We start from the raw sequence: 21,306 nt of genomic DNA, 5'->3' as shown, positions 1-21,306 counted from the left end.
CTTATAATTTTATATCGATTACTTGCTAAATTCTTGTTGCCACTGCTTGAACGTCGTAACTTGTTCTTCGATCAGCTCGCGCTTTTCGTTGCGGCCTAAGTAGATTTTGAAAATGTTATTACCCGCCTCGCAGAAGAAGCCAAAGTAATGACTTTCACGCCCCATGAATGGCTTACTCACAAGGGCAATATTCTTTACATTGTCGAGCTTAAGGTGACCATGTAACTCACCTTCACGCCCCATGAAGTTGTAGTAACCACGCGCCACTTTTCCTTTTGGAAATGGTGCTTTCACTTCAAAGATAGAGCCGAATGAGTGAACAATTGTTGTTACAGGGCCAAAACCCACTAAGCTCTCTAAAATGGACTGAGCTTGCTCACCCCCCACTAATGCCACCATTTCTTCAGGTAGAGCTGCCACTGCTTCAAACTCTGAAACATTCAACTGCTCAGCGATTGCGGCAGGTAATAACCTTGGTTCTTGCTCAATAAGTTGAGCTACTTGTTGCTTTAGTGCTTCCATCATTCATTCCATTTATACCGCCAGAGAAACTGGCGTGTTTTGTTCTTGATACGTTGACTGTAGTACTTGGATACAGGCTTGCGCCAAACTCACCGCCCAAAAACGACCAGCGAGAGAAAGTGATAAATAATCAGGTTCGAGAATAACCAACCCTTTACGCTGCCATTCCTCAAACAATGGCGCGAAAAAGTCAAAGGCTGATGAACCTAGAAAATCTGGGAGCGACTGACGAGAAACAACACCTTTGTCGAATCCAGACTTAAGCGCTGCAAAGACCGGTTCCAACGCATGTTGCTTAGTCATCATTGCTACGACAGAGTCACCCGACTTCATTGCCGTCATGTAGGTCTCTAATGTGCGATGGTTCATCATGCCGTAGCCACCAATGTTGCCCCCTGCTCCGCAACCGATTGGCAATACTTCTGCGTAAGTCTTAGCCAGCGAGTTGTATTGGCTGCGTTCACGATTATCTCTGGCCCAATGGTTAACGCTCAGCTGGCGCATATGATGTTTACTCATAAACGCAGAACCCAGCTCATACATAGATGCTTTTTCTGGGGAGCTTGCAGGTGCAGGAATTCGGCCCTTTTCAACCAAATTGAGCATAGGTGCATTACCACCGACTACCAACTGATAAAGGTCCAACCCATGGGCTCCAGTCGACATGTAATCGTTAAGATCTTGCTCGAAGACTTCTAAGCTTTGGTAAGGTAAGCCATAGAGTAAATCAAGAATAATAGGTGCTTGATCCGTTTGGCTTAAAGCACTTACTCGCTCAAGCACCACCTCTCGATCATCTAATCGTTTGGCACTGCGTCGCACCTTAGTGTTAAAGCTCTGAATACCGAAAGAAAAACGATTAAACCCACCCTCTAGTGCACGTTCAAACATTTCATCACTGAAGCGGTTAATACGCCCTTCCAAAGTAATTTCACAATCTGTCGATAGTGGGAAATATTGTCGAATCGCTTTGCCCAGTTGCTCTACTTGCAGTGGTGATAGATCGGTTGGAGTACCGCCACCAATATAAACAGCGTGAAACGTCCCTGATTGAGTCCAAGGCATCGCTGCTTTCAATCTAATTTCTTCCATCAGCGCTGCAAAATAGTCATCAACTAATTTTCTACTCGCTGCGTTCTGAAAAAAGTTGCAAAAAGTACATCTAACTCGGCAAAAAGGAATGTGGATATACAAGCACCGTTTATTGGCTTTTTTCACTTCCTTTGCATATAGATCGTTGAGTGTGGAAACCTTTTGATCTGGCATGATAGGGGATGCCATTCCACCAGCATGAGGGGAGGACTTTTTCACAAAAGCGAATCGTAATGGGTCAGGTGTATCTGCCCCCAAAATAGATTCATCAAATTTATAAATATCTAGCATTTCATAAACCATTCAGCGCTTGTCAGCTCTAGCTTCACGCAGCAATCTCAAAAACTGGAAACGATCATAAGATGACGCTAATGATAATGCAATTGATAATTGATCTTATTTGTATTGTGAGTAATAATCCTATTCCGTTTTGTAATTGACAAATAGTTGTAAAGAGGACTCCGTGAACATCAAGCGATACACCATAGCAGGTAGCCTTTCATTAGCTGTCCATGCTGCGTTCCTTTTTGTAGCACAAGAGCCCAAAGCTTTTGCTATGCCTGCTGGGGCACAATCTACTTCGGTGTCAATTAACTTTAAGGCAATGGCCACACCTCCGCCGCCACAACCGACTCCAGTAGAAAGCGAACCGGTAGTTAAGTCAGAGCCCGTTCCAGAACCGACAAAAAAGGTTGCTAAACCGGAGCCTAAAAAAGTCGTTAAAAAGCCAACTCCGACGAAAAAGCCCGTCGTGAAGAAAAAGACTGTTGGGAAGAAAAAAATCACTAAGTCTCAACCGAAAAAGCCGACGCCACCTCAACCACGTAAAGAGCACAAGGTTGAGAAACCAGTTCAAGAAGTAGTGAAGAAAGAGAAACAACCCAATCCCTCGCTAGAAGAGACCAAAGCACAGCCACAACAAGTGAATCGTGGTGCTTCATCTCAACCTATCATGGTCCAAAAGCCATCTTTCTTAACACGCCCTAGTGCCCCTAAGTACCCTCGCTTGGCTCGTAAGCGCGGCGTTGAAGGTATCGCTTTGTATGAAGTTTGGCTAGACGAAGACGGCCAGCAAGTTAAGCAAGTATTAATCTCATCTTCAGGTGCTACCATGCTCGATAAATCTGCACTGGATGCGATCAAAAAATGGAAATTCTCCCCTCATACGGTTGGCGGCCAAAAAATGGCTCACCGCGTGCAAATCCCAGTTCGTTTTAAGTTGGATCGATAATGGAACAATTACATCAAATACAACAGCAGCTTGGCCTTATGGCTTGGCCATTAATAATCTGTTCAGCACTGACTTTTATGATCATTGCAGAACGCCTTTTTCAAGTCATGATCAGTCTCGGAGTTGGAAAAAGAGCGATTCGTTTGGAGCTCAACAAAATTAGTCCAACAAACAGCCGTGATATTGAAGCTTTAGCAGAAGAGCTTTCACCTCGCAGACCATTGCTTTACAAAGGTGTAGCTATGGTGCTTGCCCATCACTCGTTCCCCAAAACACTGCGAGAAGATGCTGCCGGCATTTGGCTTCAAGAGAAACGCCACCAGCTCAATTCTGGTTTACGCTTGCTGACTCTGATCGGTGTGATTAGCCCTTTAATTGGCCTACTTGGAACAGTCTTAGGTTTGATTGAAATGTTCAAAGGTGTTGCTACATCAACTGGCAACATAACCCCTAACGATCTTGCTGATGGCCTAGGTCTCGCTATGCGTACTACTGCTGCTGGCCTTCTCATCGCTTTACCAGCCATCGCGGGTGCTCAGTTACTAGGGTTATGGGCCGACAAGGTAATGGCAAAGCTAGAACACACTCTAAACTATGCCAATTTATGGCTTGAAGGTATCAGCCTTCAGCACGTATCTCCTGACCGTAAGACAGACAATAACACCTCTTTAGAGGCCACCTCATGATTAAGGTAAAACAGGAAGAGAATCGATTTGGTTTAACACCAGACCTCACTCCTCTTCTAGATATAATTTTCATTGTGATGGTGTTTTTGATGTTAACCGCGGCTGTAAAACTAGACTCACTTGAAGTGGATCTTCCTGCTGCTGATTCAAATGCGGTTTCAGAAGTCGATACCAAGTCCTTGACGATCAATATCCTTGACTCAGAACCTTACTGGGCGATTGATGGAAAAGAATACATCGACTGGGACAATTTTAAGATTGCTTTACTCGAAGAGCACCGCTCTCACCAAAGACCTATCGTTATTGGCGCAGATAAAACCGCCGATGTTCAACATTTGGTGAAGCTTCTTGCCTTCTTACAAGAAAACGGTATTCAAGCCACTCAGCTCCTCACGGAAGAATCTAAATAATAGAGTCAAATATGAATAAGAAAACTTTCTTCACCACGCTTACAGCCCTCTCACTTTCTATCTTCGCAACGTCCTCTTTGGCTAGCGAACGTATTATTAGTGCAGGCAGCGCTGTCACCGAACTCATCTTTGCTCTAGAACAGCAAGACAAACTGGTAGCCGTCGACGTAACAAGTGAACTACCTACAGATAAGAAACTACCGAAAGTCGGCTACCATCGCCGCCTTTCTGCTGAGGGGCTACTGGCTTTAGGGGCTGATCGTCTGATCGGCTCGGATGAAATGGGTCCACAGACAACACTCGATCAGCTTCGTTCTGCGGGTGTTGAAGTAAACATCGTCAATACAAAATCTACACCTGAAGGGTTGCTTGAACGTATTGATGAAATTGCGGAACTGACTGACTCACAAACGAGTGCTAAAGCCCTTAAAGAGCAGGTATCTAACCAAATTAATAACCTAGAGAAGAACAAAGCGAGTCAAAAAACCGCGAAGAAAGTGCTTTTCTTACTCATTCACGAAGGCCGCCCTGCCAATGTTGCGGGTAGTGACACGACACCTAACGCTATCATCGAACTCGCTGGAGGTATTAACCCAGCAGCCGATCAGCTGAACTCGTACAAACCTCTTTCAAATGAAGCGATTGTAGAGATGCAGCCTGATGTCATTTTAGTAAGTGGTCGTAGCTATAAAAAACTCGGTGGTGCAGACGAAATCCTCAAAAAACTACCTTTACTTGCGGCAACACCTGCGGGTCAAAACAAACAGTTTATTATGGTTAATGGTCATGCATTAGTTGGTGGGCTAGGCCTAAAAAGCTTGTCAGAAGCTGAACGCCTAAGCGAACTTCTGAAGTAACGAGACAAACATATGCTTTTACGTCGGCTTCCATTGCCCTTTGTTGTCACGATCTTTGGTGCTGCTTTACTGGTTACTACCATTGGGTCAATAACTGTTGGCCCAATGAATATCGGCTTTTGGGACAGTGTTCAGAGCTTAGTATTTCGCTCTGATCAATTAGCGCCTCACATTAACCTTGTGATTCATGAAATCCGCTTCCCTCGTACGATACTATGTATGTTAGTTGGAGCTATTCTCGCGATATGCGGCACAGTCATGCAGGGACTATTTCGCAATCCGTTGGCAGAACCTGGCATTATTGGTGTGTCTGCTGGCGCATCTTTAGGTGCAGCGCTCGCTATCGTTCTTTTTGCCGACCTCAGCTCTCAATACCCAGAGTTTATGAACTTCGCTGCGGTCCCAGTATTTGCATTTCTTGGCGGTGCACTAACAACGGTGCTGGTTTATAAGTTAGGTACGAGCAAAATGGGAACGTCGGTCACGATTATGCTATTGGCCGGAGTCGCAATTAGTGCACTTTCAGGAGCTGGTATCGGCTTTATGAACTTTATAGCCGATGACCAAATGCTTCGCGACCTTTCCCTTTGGTCTATGGGTTCACTTGCAGGAGCTAATTGGACAAGCATTATTCTATGCACGGTCACCTTGATTGGATTGATGTTTGTATTCGTTAGAAAAGCAATGGCGCTAAATGCCCTACTCCTTGGTGAAGCTGAAGCTAGCCACTTAGGTATTCCGGTTCAGCGTCTAAAACGCCAGCTGATTTTACTTACCGCCGTTGGTGTGGGCGTCACTGTTAGTGTATCGGGTATGATTGGCTTTATTGGTTTAGTTATCCCTCATTTAGGTCGCATGCTATCTGGGCCAGACCACCGTACACTGCTACCGATATCCGCACTAATGGGAGCATTACTCCTTACGTTTGCAGATATGTTCTCTCGTGTCGCTGTCGCACCTGCAGAGCTGCCAGTTGGTATTGTGACCGCACTGATTGGTGCACCATTCTTCATCTACCTACTGTTTAAGCAAAAAGGGAAAATCATCTGATGAATAAGGTTGTTCTTTCAGGTAAGAATATTTCCATGAAGTTTGGTAAACGTACCATTCTTGATAATATCAACATCGATATTCGTGCAGGCGAAGTGACGACATTGCTGGGACCAAATGGCGCGGGTAAGAGTACTTTACTCAAACTCCTGTGTGGCGAGGTTTCTTCACGCTGCGATATCCGCTACTTTGAGCAACCACGTGAGCAATGGTCACCTGCTGAACTTGCAAAACACTTAGGCATGCTTCCGCAACACAGCACGCTCAGTTTTCCGTTCCTAGCTCGTGAAGTCGTTGAACTTGGTGCGATTCCATTAAATGTGCCTAATAAGCAAGCTCAAGAACTAGCTGATAAATACATGGCCATGACAGAGGTCACTCACCTCAGTGATCGACTTTATCCGTCTCTTTCTGGTGGCGAAAAGCAGCGTCTACATCTTGCCCGTGTGCTTGTTCAACTCGACCAAGCAGACGATAAGAAAATATTGATGCTAGATGAGCCGACTTCCGCGTTAGATCTTGCCCACCAGCACAATACATTAAAAATTGCTCGCCAGCTTGCTGATGAGTTTAATACTGCGGTGGTAGTTGTGTTGCATGATCTAAACTTAGCATCACAATACTCGGATCGCTTAGTTGTTCTTCACCAAGGAAAACTCGTTGCTGATGGCTCGCCATGGGATGCTCTAACATCTCAGATGGTTGAGGAAGTTTACGGTTATCGTTCCATTATTGATAAACATCCACAAATGGACTTTCCAGTCATCTATCCAGCGGCATAGACTAAATTTATCTTAAGAAAATCACAGCGGGCTCAATCATCAGATTGAGCCCGCTTTTTATATTCCTACTCGATTTACAATAAACGCCTACGTAAACCAGTACGCTCTAAAACACGTGTAGAAATCTCTTCAACCGATAGCGATGAGGTATTGATATAAGGAATCGCTTCACGACGGAATAAAGCTTCCACCGTTTGCAATTCATGCAAGCATTGTTCGTTGCTCGCATAATCACTACCCGCAAGTCGATTTTCACGAATCTCTGTCAGCCGTTCAGGGTTGATAGTGAGACCAAATAACTTATGACGATGGATTTCGAACTCTGGCAAGAGTTTCATTCGAGCCAAATCATCATCGATAAATGGGTAATTCACCACTCGGAGTCCAAATTGCATTGCCATATAGAGGCTCGTAGGTGTTTTTCCACTACGAGAAACACCAAGCAAAATAATGTCAGCCTCCTCTAACCCTTTTAAGGTAATGCCATCATCATGCGCTAAGGTGTATTCAATCGCCGCAATACGATCAAAATACTTATCAGAATCTCTACCTACGCTACGAGAACGTTGCAGCTTCGGCTTCGGTTCCATCTGAATATCATCCTGAACCTTTTGCACAACACTTTCTAACACATCATATCCATAGGAGTTTGAGTCCAAAATCTTTTGTCGAAACTCTGGAATGACGATTGAAAAGAAAACAAGCGGCTTAATGCCATTTCTTTGGTAGGAAGTTTCAACCTCTTTGAGCAAATCAGTTAATTTGTCTTCACTTTCAACAAACGGAAAGGTTTTTTCATTAGCTTTAAATGGGAATTGACCCAGAACAACGTGCCCTAACGTCTCACATGTTATCGCCGTTCCATCAGAAACATAGAACACATCACGACTTTGAATATCAATTTGCATTTTTTTTTAAACTTTAAAATTCTTTTGAGTAGGATAGTAGCCATAATATCGATAATAAAACCCGGCTTGCTGTTACGGCCCCCACAGCTTTAGAAATTCATTGTGAATTTTTTTGAGCTTTTACGTAATCGTTTGCCACTCCCCTACAAAGCTGCAATGTTTCTGGAGAAAGACATGCAAAAGAACACCCTCTGGTTCGATGGTTTATCCATGGATGATGTCGACAAAGTCGGCGGTAAGAATGCTTCTTTGGGCGAAATGGTTTCTAACCTGTCCAATGCTGGCGTATCCGTACCTAATGGTTTTGCAACCACATCCCATGCATTTAACCAATTTCTAGATTACGAAGGCCTTGATGATCGCATTCATCAACTCCTAGATGAGCTAGATGTTGACGATGTTGAAGCTCTGCGTAAGACAGGCGCAACAATCCGTCAATGGGTTTTAGAAGCCCCATTCCCTGCCGATTTAGAGCAGGATATTCGAGAAAACTACCAAGAACTTATCGGTGGCAACGATGAACTTTCTGTCGCGGTCCGTTCATCTGCTACTGCGGAAGACTTGCCTGACGCTTCATTTGCCGGCCAACAAGAAACTTTCCTCAATGTGAAAGGTATTGATGCCGTATTGGAAGCGACTAAGCATGTTTACGCGTCTCTATTTAACGATCGTGCTATCTCATATCGAGTTCACCAAGGTTTCGACCACCGTGGTATTTCTCTGTCTGCGGGTATCCAGCGTATGGTGCGTTCAGATAAAGCATCATCAGGCGTTATGTTCACGCTAGATACTGAGTCTGGGTTTGACCAAGTGGTATTCATCACCTCTTCTTGGGGCTTGGGTGAAATGGTGGTACAAGGCGCTGTTAACCCAGATGAGTTCTATGTACACAAACCAATGCTAGAAGCCGGTCAGTACCCAATCGTTAAAAAGACCTTTGGTTCAAAACTAATCAAGATGATCTACTCAACCAACCAAGAAATTGGCAAACAGGTTGATATCATCGATACCTCTTCACAAGAGCAAAATGAGTTCTCTCTAAATGATGAAGAGATCAAAGAGCTAGCGAAACAAGCAATGATCATCGAAAAGCACTACCAACGTCCTATGGACATTGAATGGGCTAAAGATGGTATTGATGGCAAGCTATACATTGTTCAGGCTCGCCCTGAAACGGTTTGTTCTCAAAGTGAGCAGAACGTCATTGAACGTTACGAACTGAACAACAAAGCGGATGTTCTTATTGAAGGCCGTGCTATCGGTCAGCGTATCGGCTCGGGTACCGTACGTTTGGTTGATTCATTAGACCAAATGTCTCTGGTTCAAGAAGGCGACGTTCTTGTCACTGACATGACAGACCCTGATTGGGAACCAGTGATGAAGAAAGCTTCTGCGATCGTTACCAACCGCGGCGGTCGTACTTGTCATGCGGCGATCATTGCTCGTGAACTAGGTATTCCTGCTATTGTTGGTTGTGGTACAGCAACAAACAACCTTCAAGACGGCGCAGTCGTGACCGTCTCATGTGCAGAAGGTGAAACAGGTTACGTTTACCAAGGTGAGTTAGAGTTTGAGATCAAGCGTTCTTCGGTTGATGAGCTTCCTATGCTACCAACTAAGGTAATGATGAACGTTGGTAACCCTGACCGTGCATTCGACTTTGCACAAATTCCAAATGAAGGGGTTGGTCTGGCTCGTCTTGAATTCATCATCAACAAGATGATTGGTATTCACCCGAAAGCGCTGTTGAACTTTGATGAGCAAAGTGACGAGCTTAAAGCAGAGATAAGCCAACGTATTCGTGGTTACAAAGATCCAATCGATTTCTACGTGAGTAAACTTACCGAAGGTATTGCGACTATCGCCTCTGCTTTCTGGCCAAAGCGCGTGATTGTTCGTATGTCAGACTTTAAGTCTAACGAATACAGCAACCTTGTTGGCGGTCGAGCGTTCGAACCTCACGAAGAAAACCCAATGCTTGGCTTCCGTGGCGCGTCTCGCTACATCTCTCCTGTATTTGAAGACTGCTTTGAGCTTGAAACACAAGCAATCAAACGTGTTCGTAATGAGATGGGACTGAAGAACGTTGAAATCATGATTCCATTTGTTCGTACTCCGAGTGAAGCGGCATCCGTTATCGACTTGCTGGCTAAGTTCGACCTCCGCCGTGGCGATCAAGGTCTAAAAGTCATCATGATGTGTGAACTGCCATCGAACGCAGTACTTGCTGACGAGTTCTTGAAGTATTTTGATGGGTTCTCAATCGGTTCAAACGATATGACTCAGTTGACTCTAGGTTTAGACCGAGACTCAGGCGATGTCGCACACCTATTTGATGAGCGTAACCCTGCTGTTAAAGCGATGCTTCAGATGGCCATTGATGCAGCAACTAAAGCAGGAAAGTATGTCGGTATCTGTGGTCAAGGCCCATCGGATCACGATGACCTAGCTGAATGGTTAATGGCTCAAGGTATTAGCTCGGTATCGCTTAACCCTGATACGGTAATCGATACTTGGTTGAAACTGGGTAAAGTCAGTCAGTAAACTAGGCACTAAAACGCAAAAAGGCGACCGTAATGGTCGCCTTTTCATTATCAGTATCACTTATAGCTTAAACTGCCCAACTAGGCGATTAAGTTGTTCACCCGCTTGTTCTAGTTCTCCAGCTACTTGGCTAGATTGATGGCTAGAGTCTAGCAATGAAGAGACAATGTCTCGAATCGCTACTAAGTTTCGATTAATTTCTTCAGTCACAGAGCTTTGCTCCGTCGCTGCTGTAGCAATATGATCGGTCATACTATTGATGCTTTCCACCGCCATAGTCACCGCATTCAGCCCTGTTGAAATATCATTCGATGAGCTGACTACTTCACCACAAGTCATTTGGCTACTGTTCATCGAAGATACTGCTTGGCTAACAAGTTGGTGCAGTTCATCAAGCATGGTTTTGATTTCCAACGTGCTACCTTGTGTACGACTCGCTAAGTTACGAACTTCATCAGCGACCACGGCAAACCCTCGTCCTTGTTCACCAGCACGGGCAGCTTCAATTGCCGCGTTTAACGCCAACAAATTGGTCTGTTCGGCTATTCCACCAATGACTTCGAGAACACCATCAATCTTCTTCGATTGGTCATACAAAGAGCTAATGTGTTCACTGGTTTGCTGGACATTACTCTCAAGAGAGCCAATAGAGCGAGTAGAGTCATTTACCAACGTTTGTGCTGACTGAGCATCGGCGTACGCATCATTGGTTGCTGTTGCCACCTGACCTGCATTCTGCGCAACTTCATTCGCTGTAGAGCTCATTTCAGTAACCGCTGTAACCACTTGCTCAGTTTCATGATTATGTTCATTTAGCTGATGTGTGATTTGATCCGTTTGTTGATTAATCACACCAGCTGCGCTTGATACTTGATTAGTAGCAACGGATACGTCAGAAATAATGCTATGCAGCTTTGAGATAAACTGATTGAACGCTTGGCCTAATTGTGCAATTTCATCTTTGCCATCCACATCAACTCTGTGAGTTAAATCGCCTTCACCCGTTGCAATATCCTTGAACGTTTCTAGCATATTATTAATTGGAATTACCATTTTAGATGCCAAGTATGTCATGACCAATGTCGCTAGGACTAAAACGGCAAGCGCTGTAAATACAACGGCTTTAATTTGGCTATAAAGTTGTTCAATCGCTTGAGCTTGGTATCTTTCTGTTTCAGCCAGAATATCATCAGTGTAGAGGCCCGTACCAACGAACCACCCTGTATTACCGATTGGCGAAGAATAAGCTATCTTTGGCTGAGGGCTTGAAGCACCTGGCTTATCGTAAACATATTCAATAAAGCCACCACCTGAACGAGCTTGTTCCTGGAGGCCTAATGTAATTTTCACTCCATTAGGATCTGTTAGTTCACGACCAGAAGTACCCTCAACTTGTGGCTTTAGGCTATGAACAACATAGTACATACCACTATCGAAAACAAAGAAGTAACCACTACCATTTGAAAAGCGAGATTTGCTCAATGCGCTACGTGCCGCTTTCTTCGCATCTTCCCCAGTGCCCAAACGATCAACAATGTCTTCCAAGATTGCAGTGGTAATCGTTGCTGCATCTTTAATGTTCTGTTTCCGCTCTTGGGTCAGTACTTGCTGGTAGTCTTTAACTTCTTTCTCAACAATTTTCCATTGTGAATTAATGACGATAGCTAAAGTTGCTAGCGTGACAATAACCATAGGCATTATGGCTGTGAGAAGAAGTTTCTGCTTCATTGGCAGTCGATTCATCATTGGCTCTCTATAACTTTAAGGAATACCATACCGATTATGCCTTGTTTTTGTTTTTATGGATAGTATTTTGATCCTGGAAGTTTCTAAGTCGAAGGAGTTAAAGTAACTAATTTGGCCAAGGCCCATCGGATCACACTGATCTAGCTGAGTGGTTAATGGCTAAAAGTATTAGCTCGGTATCGCTTAACCCTGATACGGTAATCGATACTTGGTTGAAACTGGGTAAAGTCAGTCAGTAACTTCCTAAAATTGATAACAATAAAAAGGCTTCCATTTGGAAGCCTTTTTTAGTTTCTTGGGTGCTTAGAACTTGTAGCCACCAGCAATCATAAATACCCACGGATCAATTGAAACATCGGTGTGGAATTGAGTGTCATTTAGTTTATAAGACGCAGTAGTATCAATATCCGCATACCACACTGAAGCATTCACAAACCAGTCATCATTGATCATGTAGTCCATACCGACATTCGCAGCTAAGCCCCATGAATCATCCAAACTCAAGCTGTTTAAGCCAATTTGTTGCGCACCTTGATTCAATGACTCATCAAAGAATACAGTGTAATTGATACCCGCTCCCACATAAGGGCGGAAATCACTACTCGCTTCACCAAAATAGTACTGAACCATAAATGTTGGCGGTAGGTGCTTAGTTTCAGCAACTTCTCCCAGGCCCGTTGCAGAAATTTTGTGTGAGAAAGGCGATGCAGCAAGCACTTCAAAGCTGATGTTGTCGGTAAACATGTAACCAAATGTCAGACCAAGTTGGGTGTCAGAATCAACCGAAAACTTAGTATTCGCGTCACCAATCACAGCACCACTGTCGTCATTAGGAGATACGGTTGCAATACCTGCACGAAAGATGAAGTCGCCTTCCTTATGAGCAAACGCGTTGGCAGAAGCAAGAGTCGCAAGAACAGTAAGGCTTAAGAGTGTTTTATTCATTGTGATTTCCTTTTGTAGGGTTTTGTTTTAATTGATTGAAGGAATCATTGTTATTTGCGCTGCAAAGTAGCACATAAAAACCACAAAAAATTGAGGGAAATCAATTTGTAAAATTTATTGACTATGTGTTTAGTTTTTTATCGAGCCGATCACTTATTCTTGTAACATTAGTGACAATTATGTAATGCAACTTTTATGTTCATCACTCAACAAAAAAGCTCCCGAAGGAGCTTAATTTAACTTGTTGAATCCGAGCCAGTGTTGTTTGCCAATTCAAGTTCTTTTTGCCTTAGCATTTCATCCATTTCATCACGTTGTGACTTGAATGCTGCCATCTCTTTCTTAGGCACCGAACTCGCCATTGGGATATTCGCTTTCATAGCGTTGACTGGGCGCCCACGATCAATCAATTCATAGTGAATATGCGGACCAGTCACTCGGCCTGTTGAACCCGATAATCCAATTCGCTGTCCACGCGAGACTTTTTGTCCTTTACGAACCAGAATTTTACTTAGGTGTAAATAACGCGTCTTGTATCGACTGCCATGTTGAATAACGACGTAATTACCAGCGTATGGGTGTTTACGGGTCATAATGACCACACCATCACCTGTTGAAACAATTGGCGTTCCTGTTGGCGTTGCCCAGTCTGTACCATTGTGTGGAGAAACGCGTCCAGTCACAGGGTGCTTACGAGTTGGATTAAAGTTTGAGCTTAAGCGGTAACCACCATTCACAGGCTTACGTTGGAACGCTCGCTGTAAACTGTCCCCTTTTTGGTCGTAATACTGACCATCGCTGTGTAAGTAAGCAGTCAGAACACGATCACGATTGTAGAGTTTTACGGCTTTGATTTCGCGATTCCCAGTTAGCTGTTCATCGACAAACTGACGAGATTGAACAACTTCGAATTTATCTCCAGCACGGAGATCTCGGGCGAAATTGATTTTGTCTTTAAGAAGCGTAACGATTTGCTCGATTTCATTGTTTCCCAAGCCTAGCGAATTTACAGATTGGGAAAAACTGCCATTGATCTCACCAACCATTGGGAACAACTTCCACTCACCAGGAATTTTTATATCGGAGAACTCATAGCTTCCGTCATCTAGGCGACTATAGACAGCACGCTCAACCAGACTGAACTCTAACTCCATCTTGCTTAGGTAACCCGATTCTTCGTCTTTCCAAAATCGAAGCGTGTTACCTGGCTTTAGCGTATCAAGTGCTAAGAAGTTGAGATCGGTTTCCATGATCTTCATAAGTTCACTGTAACCAAAGCCCAATTGCTCAAAGATACTGCTTAGGTTATCACCGGCTTGAATTACATATTCATAGTTTGGGTAATCTTGAACCGACTCTTGCTCCATCAGGATATTGTTTACAATTGCCGATTCTGGAATTGATAACTCGATTGTTCTTTGATGACTACGGTGGTCTGAAGTTGATGAAACAGCAATCGCCGCTATGACTGGTAGGGTGAGTACCATCATCCTTTTTGGCATAGATAGCCCTTGGAAGCGGGACTTCAAACTTCTAGATTGCACAGTATGACCTATAGATAGAAATAAAAAGAAGGCATAAGAGTACAAATTTGTCTAAAGCTTGTCACCTTTGGAATGTCAGATTTAAACGAAAAAGGGCGTTCAAAACGCCCTTTTATCAGTAAACTTCGACTATTTAGTCACTTTGTATAGATACTATTGATAAGTGGAGATCAAACCGTTGTCTTCGCCATACCCATTCGGTTGATAGCGGTCTGCATTCGCGTCATTTATCCATTTCTCATTATCAACTAAGTAACGGAATTCGAATTGACTGTCTTTCGGTAACCTAGTCCTAAATTTGAAAGACTTGGATTTCGCCACTCGCTTCATCTCTGTAGGTTCCCAATCAAGAAAATCCGCTACAATTGCAACCGACTGCCCTACTTCATTTTCAGCAACTTCAAACGTCACTTCAACTTCATCTTTGGTCTTAAAAAAACGTTTATTGATCATGCTTATGCTTACTCCTTTAACGAAAATTCTTTCCATCTCTTAACAACAGTACAAATCATAAGCAAACTGTTACACATTCTCAAGCTCGAGAAGTTGGATATAATCTACTGGCTAATTAAGCTACCTTCTTTTGTCACACGATATGTGCGTATCACTTGTTGTGACGGGGACTCTGACATAGCCTGACTCTGTTCATGTTTAAGCAAGGTTACCGTTACATCTCGTTGGTTACTTTCTATTGCTTTTACAACGATGCGGTCTCCAAGTAACGCAGAATCTTTTGTAATAAGACGCTGACGAAACTCGTCGTATTGAGAAACCATCACATAATAGAATCGACCTGAACCTTGATTGCTCAATGATAAGATAGAGAGGTAAGTATTTGCATCCATCTTGATGATTTGCTCACGGTTCATAGTCACTGAGCCACGTTCTGCTCCATCTTCATAAGTGCCTTTCAAAAGATTGCCCTGTTCAACTTCGTCAATAAACGTAAATGCACTACTTTCTGGAATTTTTACCGTCCACGGATTGGAAGTATTAATACCAAAGACGGTAGACATAATTGAATCTTGGCTTGGAGATTGACTAGGAAATTTGGCTAAGATCTCTTCATCCGATAAGCTAAAACGATAAACTCCTGCTACAGAGACTATTATTAGTAATACGATAGGAATCAAAAGAATAAGGGGAATAGGTAAAAAGCGTTTCTTCATGAGGCTACAGATAATTAGTCAGGTTTCGTTATTATTGCGCGTCATGTTATCAGGCAAACGAAAGGAGATAAAATGGAGCAATCACATAAAATTCGCATGGCCGATTGCAGCTGCGGCCAAGTTAACCTCGTTTGTAGAGGTGAACCTGCTCGAACCGCCGTCTGCCACTGCTTCGAATGTCAAAAACGCACAGGAAGCGTATTTGGTGTCCAGGCCCGCTTTGAGAAGGAGCAAGTATCCTTCAGTGGTGAGATGATCGAATATACCCGCATCAGCGACTCAGGGAATGAAGTCACGTATTCATTTTGTCCTCGATGCAGCACAACAATGCTGTTAAAGCTTCAAGCCGCTCCCGACTACCTTGTGATACCTGTGGGAATCTTTAACGAGCAAGATCTACCAACCCCTAGCTTCTCTGTCTACGAAGAGAGGAAAACAGGTTGGGTCAAGTTTGATTGTCAGATGGAACATTACCTTTAGTTGTCAGGGATCAACAATTCACTCGAACTTAGCCTATCGGTCTAGCACGTGTAGCACTATAATTACGCTCAAAATTTAAGGAGCGTATTTTGATTTCCAAACTTCCACGTTGGGTAGAATCAGGAGCTTTTCTACTTGCCCTACTTGCGGGTATTGTTAATGCCGTCGGGCTACTAGGGTTTTCTCATCAAGCTGTGTCACACATTTCAGGGACAGTGACACTGCTTGGCACTTCACTTGAAGCGTTCAACCAGCAAACCAGCCACTTATTCTTTATTTTGATGAGCTTCTTGCTTGGTGCCACGCTCAGCGGAATATTTATCGAGAGCACTGCATTGAAGTTAGGCCGCCGCTATGGGTTCGCTCTATGTGTAGAAAGTCTCTTTTTGTTACTTGCTTACTGGTTACTGAAACATAATCTTCAAGCTGGGCAATATCTCGCATCAGCGGCTTGTGGGTTGCAAAACGCCATGCTTACCACGTTTAGTGGCGCCATTGTCCGCACCACGCACATGACCGGAATAATTACAGACTTAGGCTTGATGATTGGCGCAAAGATCCGCGGAGAAAAGTTTGACTACCGTAAAGCTAAACTATTTATGTTTATATTTTGCGGTTTTCTTTCGGGCGGGTTCATTGGTGCAAAGCTGTACTCACATTACCAGATTGGTGCTCTACTTGGCCCAGTACTCTTATCCGCCCTACTTGCAATCACTTACTGGCGTTTTATATCCAATAAGCACATTAAAAACTAAGAACTGCGCGATCTTGCTACATAAAATTAAATAACTTAACATTGTTAACACATAACACTAACCAACAGACTCATGACAACTTTTTGTCATGAATAGTTAGCTCTATTTATTGAATAGTATTGCAAGAATAGTCAAAAGCCATTACTCTTGCGCCTCTTCGATAAATATGGACGTTTAGTGAATATATATGCCATACGGATTGGCAAGTTATTATTTGACTAGTTGTACTCGAGAAACATATGCAAAACAGCGCTCAAAGTCCGGAACAAACCGAAAAGAAAGGTAACTTCTGGATGTTCTTCATTCCTTCAATGATTGGGTTATTCCTTTTCATGGCACCAGTCAGCTTTGAAGGTGATATCACTATTCCTGTAGCGATTCTAGCGAAGTCGATTCAAGCAATCTTTGGTGAACACTTAGTTGGCATGGTGGCAAGCATCATCGCTTTCATGGCTGTTGCCTCTCTGCTTTGTCGTATTAAAACACCTGCTTTTATTGCCAATAGTGAATTCCTAAATGGACTGTTTAACCCAAGTCCACTTTGGTTGCTTGTTCGTGTTATCGGTGGTGCAGCAGTTGCAATGACGTTCTTCCAAGTTGGTCCAGAAGCCGTATGGGAAGAAAATACAGGTGGTCTGGTACTAGAAGGGCTGCTACCGACTCTATTCTCGGTATTTATCTTTGCTGGTCTACTGCTACCTCTGCTACTGAATTTTGGTCTACTTGAGCTTTTCGGTACCCTTCTAAGTAAGATCATGCGCCCTGTTTTCAACTTGCCAGGTCGTAGTGCAATCGACTGTATGGCGTCTTGGCTTGGTGATGGCTCTGTTGGTATTCTTTTAACCAGTAAACAGTATGAGAATAAGTTCTACACTCAGCGTGAAGCTGCGGTGGTTGGTACGACATTCTCTGCGGTTTCTATTACCTTCAGCTTAGTTGTGATTGCTCAAGTCGAGCTTGAACACCTATTCCTGCCATTCTATGGTGCGATTTGTTTGGCGGGGCTCGTTGCTGCAATCATTATTCCTCGCTTACCACCTCTAAGCCGTAAAAAGAATGAGTTCATTGATGGTACGACCCCAAACAAAGATGCAGATGCAATCCCCCAAGGTCACTCAACATTTTCATGGGGCCTAGAGCTAGCACTTAAAAAGTCGGCTCAAGTAAAGTCAATCAAAGGTGTCTTTGGTGAAGGTGTGCGAAATGCCGTCGATATGGTGTTTGGCGTATTACCTGTTGTTATGGGCCTTGGTACTATCGCACTAGTGATCGCAGAGTACACTTCAGTATTTAGTATCTTAGGTCAACCTTTCATCCCGTTCTTAGAACTGCTAGGCGTTCCAGAAGCTGCTGCTGCATCAGAAACTATCGTTGTTGGCTTTGCTGATATGTTTATTCCAGCAATTTTAGCGGCTTCAATTGATAATGAAATGACTCGATTTGTCATTGCCGCTATGTCAGTAACCCAGCTTATCTACATGTCTGAAGTTGGCGCATTGCTATTGGGTAGCCGTATTCCAGTTAATATTTTTGAACTGTTCGCGATCTTCATTTTACGTACTTTGATTACGTTACCGGTTATCGCGGGCGTCGCCCATCTGATTTTTTAATCAATGAATACCTAAAGCCCCTCTTAAGGGGCTTTTTTTTATCTAGACACTAGCACCTAGACAAAAACTGTCCTCATTGGTCAAATCATGAGTAGAAAGAGATTTAAATAGGCGAAATCTGAACATATAATAAAGTTATAATTAGATTTATAAATATAAGTTGCAAAGGAGTGCTTATGAAAGTGATTTGGTTGTTGTTGCCAATGCTAGTCAGCCTACAAGTGTTTAGCGCTCAGTTAGTAATTCGAGTCGGTGAGGCTACACCTATAACACTGACACATGATGAAATCATTACACAGTTCGAACCTACCAGCTTCACGACTAGTTTGCCTTGGTATCAAGACAAAAAGGAATTCACTGGATTTAAGGTGTCAGATTTACTCAAAAGCCTAGATATTGATGATGCTTTCTCTGTCTCTTTCATTGCACTTAACGACTATGCTGCGAGTTCCCAAGTTTCTGATATCAAAGAATTTGAGCCAATCATTGCGTATCAAGTTGATGGAAAAAATATGAGAATTCGCGATAAAGGCCCTTACTGGCTACTGTTTAATATTGATAAATACCCTGAAACGAATAACGCTGCATTCCACTCTCAGATGGTGTGGCAAATTGATGAGATAATGATACATAGACACAAAGATGTGGAAACAAAATAACTATAACGCTCCCTCTTCTTTATTAATAAAGGCGAAGTACTTACTTCTTTTGCTTAGCGTCATTGTCGTGGCTGCTAACCTTTACTTTCTAAACTCGACCCGACAACATGCTGAGTCATACAGTGAACAGCAAAATCAAGCGACTTGGTTTTTGTTTCAGCTAACCAAAGAATTCTCTGAACTCAACACCATTGCACCCTTTTATGAAGAAGTGGACGACTATCATTATCGAATTGAACTCAAATACGAGCTGACCTGGTCTCGCTTTGATTTACTCCTGACAAGCAAAGAGGCCGACACGTTTATCACTCTCCCTGGTGCGAGAGAATACTTTCAAACCTTATTTAATCAATTCAAAGCACTAGAGCCAAGGGTAATATCGCTTGATTCAAAAGCGGATGCAGACAAGTTAGGGCAAGAGTTCGATCTTCTCTATATGTCGATGATTAACTTCGTCAATACGAATTTTCGAGTGAAGAGCCCTCTCTACGAAACTCAAATGCAAACCGCCCGCGACTTAAACCATATCCAGCTCGTTTTGCTGTTCTTACTGGTCGGCTGTATCGCACTAGTGATGTTTATCCTGCAAAAAGAATCTGAATTTCACAAAGAACAGTCTTTAACGGACTCTCTCACTGGAATTGCCAACCGATTAGCTCTTTTTAACGATCTAAAGTACCAAACCCGTGAAGACCAACCCTTCACGATTTACTTACTTGATTTGAATGGGTTTAAAGAGGTCAACGACCAATATGGACACCAAGCCGGAGACAAAGTACTCAAGGCATTTGGTAAACGCTTAAACGAAGTCTCTCCGCTCAGTTATCGTATCGGAGGAGATGAATTCGCATTGATTACTAGAACAACGTCCTTAATTGAGCTTAAGCAGTTATCTAGAACTATCGCGAAAGAGATGACCAAGCCAATTCGAGTAACCGAGAGCGACGAGGTTGTCATAGGTACTAGTATTGGCTTCGCCTCATACCCTAATGATGCCCATGACACCAATGAACTGCTCCTCATCGCTGATAGCAAAATGTACGTTGAGAAGCAGAACGGTAGAAAAATTATCGGTTAAAGAATTTGGTGTGTCTGCCTCGCATATTTTTGAATAGTTTCATCTTGCAAATCTGCTTTGTTTTCAGGCTGCCATAAACCTCTGCCGATCCCTCTAACAATCAAGTGAATGACCGCCGCATCAATCGCTGACATCACAGCAACATTAACGGGTTCATTGTTCGTATAACCCATTTCTACTTCGAGAAGGTCTTTATAATCAATGAATCGGAATGCCCCAGCGGTAAGCTCATGAGAGAAAATTGTTTTGCTGGTTGTTACGCTAAGCAGTATTTGACCAGAGCGTACATTCACGGCCCTAAGGTTTACTGTAACTTGATCCGTTCTATATTTTCCCGAAGAGCCAATGCCAAGGTATCGTGCCCCTAGCCCTCCAGTTTTAATATTTGAGTCGTAGGCGACAATTCCCCCTTCTATAACGACATTGGCCGAACTCAATGCTGATAAGTCATCCCCGTGATTTGACGCAGATTGACCCTTTTTTTGAGCGGCTCGGATTATCTTACGTTCCGTCAGTAGATTTTGTAACCCTTCTCTTTCAAGCGGGATAAACCATCTAGAATCGAGCAACGAAGCGGTAAGTAATGCGGTCCCGCCTTGTGGAACCGCAGTCGAGAAGTTACTGTTTGGCTGAGGTTTATATTGACCCGTTTGATCTCGGAAATCATAAACAGACACCAATATCTTACCTTTAGGTTGTGGTAACTGAATGAGGTCTTGGTAAGAAGCGCCACGTGGCATCAATGTCGGCGCTTCATCGGCGTCCGGAATCGACATAGAGTTAGAGCAACCGACCAACAAAAGGGACAGCATAGTAGAAAATAGTGTTCTCATATTCGGACCTGCTCTACTGATCTGGATTCAGGCCAGCAACTTTTATTTCAGTTGATTCACCCGAGACTTTATCGACGATCTGTACAATCAAAGAACCGTTGTCGTCGACAATATTTAAGAAAAATTCATCCGTTTCTAACTGGCCCGTATTGCCGTTCCCGACATCCGCTAAGAGCTGGCTAATTAAGCGCGACTCTAAGCTGTTGGCCAAGCGGTCAAGAGAAGATTCCTCATCAAACCCAAATTCATCACTTGGAGCTTGATAATCATTGATCGCATTTGCAACACCAAACAAATGCGAGCTATTAAGAGCATTGCCACCAAAACTCGGGTTTATGGGGGTGTACACAAGTTCAGTGGCCCATAACATAGGAGTAAACAGACATACGAAGACTGCCCAATGAA

Annotated in this window: 22 protein-coding genes; 12 read left to right on the top strand and 10 right to left on the bottom strand. The window is 43.3% G+C overall.

Annotated features, from left to right (window positions below; genetic code table 11):
* Positions 1-18 precede the first annotated feature (18 nt).
* Together hutX and hutW are read right to left on the bottom strand one after the other, a co-directional pair.
* A complete protein-coding gene (gene hutX, locus AAFX28_RS06265) occupies positions 19-522 on the bottom strand; it encodes a heme utilization cystosolic carrier protein HutX (RefSeq protein ID WP_408686827.1) in 504 nt (167 codons plus the stop codon).
* Positions 523-534: 12 nt separating this feature from the next.
* On the bottom strand, positions 535-1,905 hold the full coding sequence (gene hutW, locus AAFX28_RS06260; RefSeq protein ID WP_408686608.1) for a heme anaerobic degradation radical SAM methyltransferase ChuW/HutW: 1,371 nt from the start codon (positions 1,903-1,905) through the stop codon (positions 535-537).
* Between the two features lie 172 nt (positions 1,906-2,077).
* On the opposite strand from hutW, the gene AAFX28_RS06255 reads away from it, so the two are divergent.
* The 6 genes from AAFX28_RS06255 to AAFX28_RS06230 are packed head-to-tail and all read left to right on the top strand — an operon-like array spanning position 2,078 to position 6,630.
* On the top strand, positions 2,078-2,845 hold the full coding sequence (locus tag AAFX28_RS06255) for a TonB family protein (protein ID WP_408686607.1): 768 nt from the start codon (positions 2,078-2,080) through the stop codon (positions 2,843-2,845).
* On the top strand, positions 2,845-3,531 hold the full coding sequence (locus AAFX28_RS06250) for a MotA/TolQ/ExbB proton channel family protein (protein WP_408686606.1): 687 nt from the start codon (positions 2,845-2,847) through the stop codon (positions 3,529-3,531). Before AAFX28_RS06255 ends, AAFX28_RS06250 begins: the two co-directional genes overlap by 1 nt.
* Positions 3,528-3,941, top strand: coding sequence for an ExbD/TolR family protein (locus AAFX28_RS06245; RefSeq protein WP_408686605.1), 414 nt, complete (start codon positions 3,528-3,530; stop codon positions 3,939-3,941). The genes AAFX28_RS06250 and AAFX28_RS06245 overlap by 4 nt, the downstream gene beginning before the upstream one ends.
* Positions 3,942-3,952: 11 nt before the next feature.
* Positions 3,953-4,798: a hemin ABC transporter substrate-binding protein gene (locus tag AAFX28_RS06240; RefSeq protein ID WP_408686604.1), complete on the top strand. Its 846-nt coding sequence runs from the start codon at positions 3,953-3,955 to the stop codon at positions 4,796-4,798.
* Between the two features lie 12 nt (positions 4,799-4,810).
* Positions 4,811-5,848: a FecCD family ABC transporter permease gene (locus tag AAFX28_RS06235; protein ID WP_408686603.1), complete on the top strand. Its 1,038-nt coding sequence runs from the start codon at positions 4,811-4,813 to the stop codon at positions 5,846-5,848.
* A complete protein-coding gene (locus tag AAFX28_RS06230; protein WP_408686602.1) occupies positions 5,848-6,630 on the top strand; it encodes a heme ABC transporter ATP-binding protein in 783 nt (260 codons plus the stop codon). Before AAFX28_RS06235 ends, AAFX28_RS06230 begins: the two co-directional genes overlap by 1 nt.
* Positions 6,631-6,704: 74 nt before the next feature.
* Here the strand turns inward: AAFX28_RS06230 and AAFX28_RS06225 are convergent, their stop codons facing one another.
* Positions 6,705-7,538 carry a pyruvate, water dikinase regulatory protein gene (locus AAFX28_RS06225; RefSeq protein WP_408686601.1) on the bottom strand — a complete coding sequence of 278 codons (834 nt, stop codon included), beginning with the start codon at positions 7,536-7,538 and terminating at the stop codon, positions 6,705-6,707.
* A 174-nt stretch (positions 7,539-7,712) separates the two neighbouring features.
* Here AAFX28_RS06225 and ppsA point away from each other — a divergent pair, with 174 nt between their 5' ends.
* Positions 7,713-10,082, top strand: coding sequence for a phosphoenolpyruvate synthase (gene ppsA / locus AAFX28_RS06220; RefSeq protein WP_408686600.1), 2,370 nt, complete (start codon positions 7,713-7,715; stop codon positions 10,080-10,082).
* Positions 10,083-10,142: 60 nt separating this feature from the next.
* Here ppsA and AAFX28_RS06215 read toward each other — a convergent pair whose 3' ends face one another.
* The 5 genes from AAFX28_RS06215 to AAFX28_RS06195 all read right to left on the bottom strand — a co-directional run bounded on the left by AAFX28_RS06215 (position 10,143) and on the right by AAFX28_RS06195 (position 15,486).
* The gene (locus AAFX28_RS06215) at positions 10,143-11,828 is read right to left on the bottom strand and encodes a methyl-accepting chemotaxis protein (RefSeq protein WP_408686599.1); all 1,686 of its coding nucleotides are present in this window, start codon (positions 11,826-11,828) and stop codon (positions 10,143-10,145) included.
* Positions 11,829-12,131: 303 nt separating this feature from the next.
* Positions 12,132-12,773, bottom strand: a complete 642-nt coding sequence (ompW, locus tag AAFX28_RS06210; protein WP_408686598.1) for an outer membrane protein OmpW — start codon at positions 12,771-12,773, stop codon at positions 12,132-12,134.
* Between the two features lie 236 nt (positions 12,774-13,009).
* Positions 13,010-14,263 carry a peptidoglycan DD-metalloendopeptidase family protein gene (locus AAFX28_RS06205; RefSeq protein WP_408686826.1) on the bottom strand — a complete coding sequence of 418 codons (1,254 nt, stop codon included), beginning with the start codon at positions 14,261-14,263 and terminating at the stop codon, positions 13,010-13,012.
* A gap of 207 nt (positions 14,264-14,470) precedes the next feature.
* The gene (locus tag AAFX28_RS06200; protein ID WP_408686597.1) at positions 14,471-14,770 is read right to left on the bottom strand and encodes an isoamylase early set domain-containing protein; all 300 of its coding nucleotides are present in this window, start codon (positions 14,768-14,770) and stop codon (positions 14,471-14,473) included.
* 104 nt (positions 14,771-14,874) lie between these two features.
* On the bottom strand, positions 14,875-15,486 hold the full coding sequence (locus tag AAFX28_RS06195) for a hypothetical protein (protein WP_408686596.1): 612 nt from the start codon (positions 15,484-15,486) through the stop codon (positions 14,875-14,877).
* Positions 15,487-15,558: 72 nt separating this feature from the next.
* Between AAFX28_RS06195 and AAFX28_RS06190 the strand changes: the two genes are divergently transcribed.
* The 5 genes from AAFX28_RS06190 to AAFX28_RS06170 all read left to right on the top strand — a co-directional run bounded on the left by AAFX28_RS06190 (position 15,559) and on the right by AAFX28_RS06170 (position 20,068).
* Positions 15,559-15,966: a GFA family protein gene (locus AAFX28_RS06190; protein WP_408686595.1), complete on the top strand. Its 408-nt coding sequence runs from the start codon at positions 15,559-15,561 to the stop codon at positions 15,964-15,966.
* 89 nt (positions 15,967-16,055) lie between these two features.
* Positions 16,056-16,721, top strand: a complete 666-nt coding sequence (locus AAFX28_RS06185) for a YoaK family protein (protein WP_408686594.1) — start codon at positions 16,056-16,058, stop codon at positions 16,719-16,721.
* Positions 16,722-16,960: 239 nt separating this feature from the next.
* Complete coding sequence (locus AAFX28_RS06180; RefSeq protein WP_408686593.1) at positions 16,961-18,331, top strand: YjiH family protein; 1,371 nt, start codon at positions 16,961-16,963, stop codon at positions 18,329-18,331.
* 176 nt (positions 18,332-18,507) lie between these two features.
* On the top strand, positions 18,508-18,990 hold the full coding sequence (locus tag AAFX28_RS06175) for a hypothetical protein (RefSeq protein ID WP_408686592.1): 483 nt from the start codon (positions 18,508-18,510) through the stop codon (positions 18,988-18,990).
* On the top strand, positions 18,974-20,068 hold the full coding sequence (locus AAFX28_RS06170) for a GGDEF domain-containing protein (protein ID WP_408686591.1): 1,095 nt from the start codon (positions 18,974-18,976) through the stop codon (positions 20,066-20,068). Before AAFX28_RS06175 ends, AAFX28_RS06170 begins: the two co-directional genes overlap by 17 nt.
* On the opposite strand, the gene AAFX28_RS06165 is transcribed toward AAFX28_RS06170, so the two are convergent.
* Positions 20,065-20,901, bottom strand: coding sequence for a CsgG/HfaB family protein (locus AAFX28_RS06165; RefSeq protein WP_408686590.1), 837 nt, complete (start codon positions 20,899-20,901; stop codon positions 20,065-20,067). The genes AAFX28_RS06170 and AAFX28_RS06165 overlap by 4 nt on opposite strands.
* Before the next feature lie 13 nt (positions 20,902-20,914).
* On the bottom strand, positions 20,915-21,271 hold the full coding sequence (locus tag AAFX28_RS06160; RefSeq protein WP_408686825.1) for a curli assembly protein CsgF: 357 nt from the start codon (positions 21,269-21,271) through the stop codon (positions 20,915-20,917).
* Positions 21,272-21,306: the final 35 nt, after the last annotated feature.

It is taken from the genome of Vibrio sp. TBV020, from assembly GCF_046056895.1.
GTDB lineage: Bacteria > Pseudomonadota > Gammaproteobacteria > Enterobacterales > Vibrionaceae > Vibrio.
This window is presented reverse-complemented; position numbering and strand designations above follow the sequence as displayed.

Bases quoted from the DNA above. Each gene is read 5' to 3' on its own strand.
- hutX (WP_408686827.1), bottom strand. From the start codon at position 522: ATGGAAGCACTAAAGCAACAAGTAGCTCAACTTATTGAGCAAGAACCA.
- hutW (WP_408686608.1), bottom strand. From the start codon at position 1,905: ATGCTAGATATTTATAAATTTGATGAATCTATTTTGGGGGCAGATACA.
- AAFX28_RS06250 (WP_408686606.1), top strand. From the start codon at position 2,845: ATGGAACAATTACATCAAATACAACAGCAGCTTGGCCTTATGGCTTGG.
- AAFX28_RS06245 (WP_408686605.1), top strand. From the start codon at position 3,528: ATGATTAAGGTAAAACAGGAAGAGAATCGATTTGGTTTAACACCAGAC.
- AAFX28_RS06240 (WP_408686604.1), top strand. From the start codon at position 3,953: ATGAATAAGAAAACTTTCTTCACCACGCTTACAGCCCTCTCACTTTCT.
- AAFX28_RS06235 (WP_408686603.1), top strand. From the start codon at position 4,811: ATGCTTTTACGTCGGCTTCCATTGCCCTTTGTTGTCACGATCTTTGGT.
- AAFX28_RS06230 (WP_408686602.1), top strand. From the start codon at position 5,848: ATGAATAAGGTTGTTCTTTCAGGTAAGAATATTTCCATGAAGTTTGGT.
- AAFX28_RS06225 (WP_408686601.1), bottom strand. From the start codon at position 7,538: ATGCAAATTGATATTCAAAGTCGTGATGTGTTCTATGTTTCTGATGGA.
- ppsA (WP_408686600.1), top strand. From the start codon at position 7,713: ATGCAAAAGAACACCCTCTGGTTCGATGGTTTATCCATGGATGATGTC.
- AAFX28_RS06215 (WP_408686599.1), bottom strand. From the start codon at position 11,828: ATGATGAATCGACTGCCAATGAAGCAGAAACTTCTTCTCACAGCCATA.
- ompW (WP_408686598.1), bottom strand. From the start codon at position 12,773: ATGAATAAAACACTCTTAAGCCTTACTGTTCTTGCGACTCTTGCTTCT.
- AAFX28_RS06205 (WP_408686826.1), bottom strand. From the start codon at position 14,263: ATGATGGTACTCACCCTACCAGTCATAGCGGCGATTGCTGTTTCATCA.
- AAFX28_RS06200 (WP_408686597.1), bottom strand. From the start codon at position 14,770: ATGATCAATAAACGTTTTTTTAAGACCAAAGATGAAGTTGAAGTGACG.
- AAFX28_RS06195 (WP_408686596.1), bottom strand. From the start codon at position 15,486: ATGAAGAAACGCTTTTTACCTATTCCCCTTATTCTTTTGATTCCTATC.
- AAFX28_RS06190 (WP_408686595.1), top strand. From the start codon at position 15,559: ATGGAGCAATCACATAAAATTCGCATGGCCGATTGCAGCTGCGGCCAA.
- AAFX28_RS06180 (WP_408686593.1), top strand. From the start codon at position 16,961: ATGCAAAACAGCGCTCAAAGTCCGGAACAAACCGAAAAGAAAGGTAAC.
- AAFX28_RS06175 (WP_408686592.1), top strand. From the start codon at position 18,508: ATGAAAGTGATTTGGTTGTTGTTGCCAATGCTAGTCAGCCTACAAGTG.
- AAFX28_RS06170 (WP_408686591.1), top strand. From the start codon at position 18,974: ATGTGGAAACAAAATAACTATAACGCTCCCTCTTCTTTATTAATAAAG.
- AAFX28_RS06165 (WP_408686590.1), bottom strand. From the start codon at position 20,901: ATGAGAACACTATTTTCTACTATGCTGTCCCTTTTGTTGGTCGGTTGC.
- AAFX28_RS06160 (WP_408686825.1), bottom strand. From the start codon at position 21,271: ATGTTATGGGCCACTGAACTTGTGTACACCCCCATAAACCCGAGTTTT.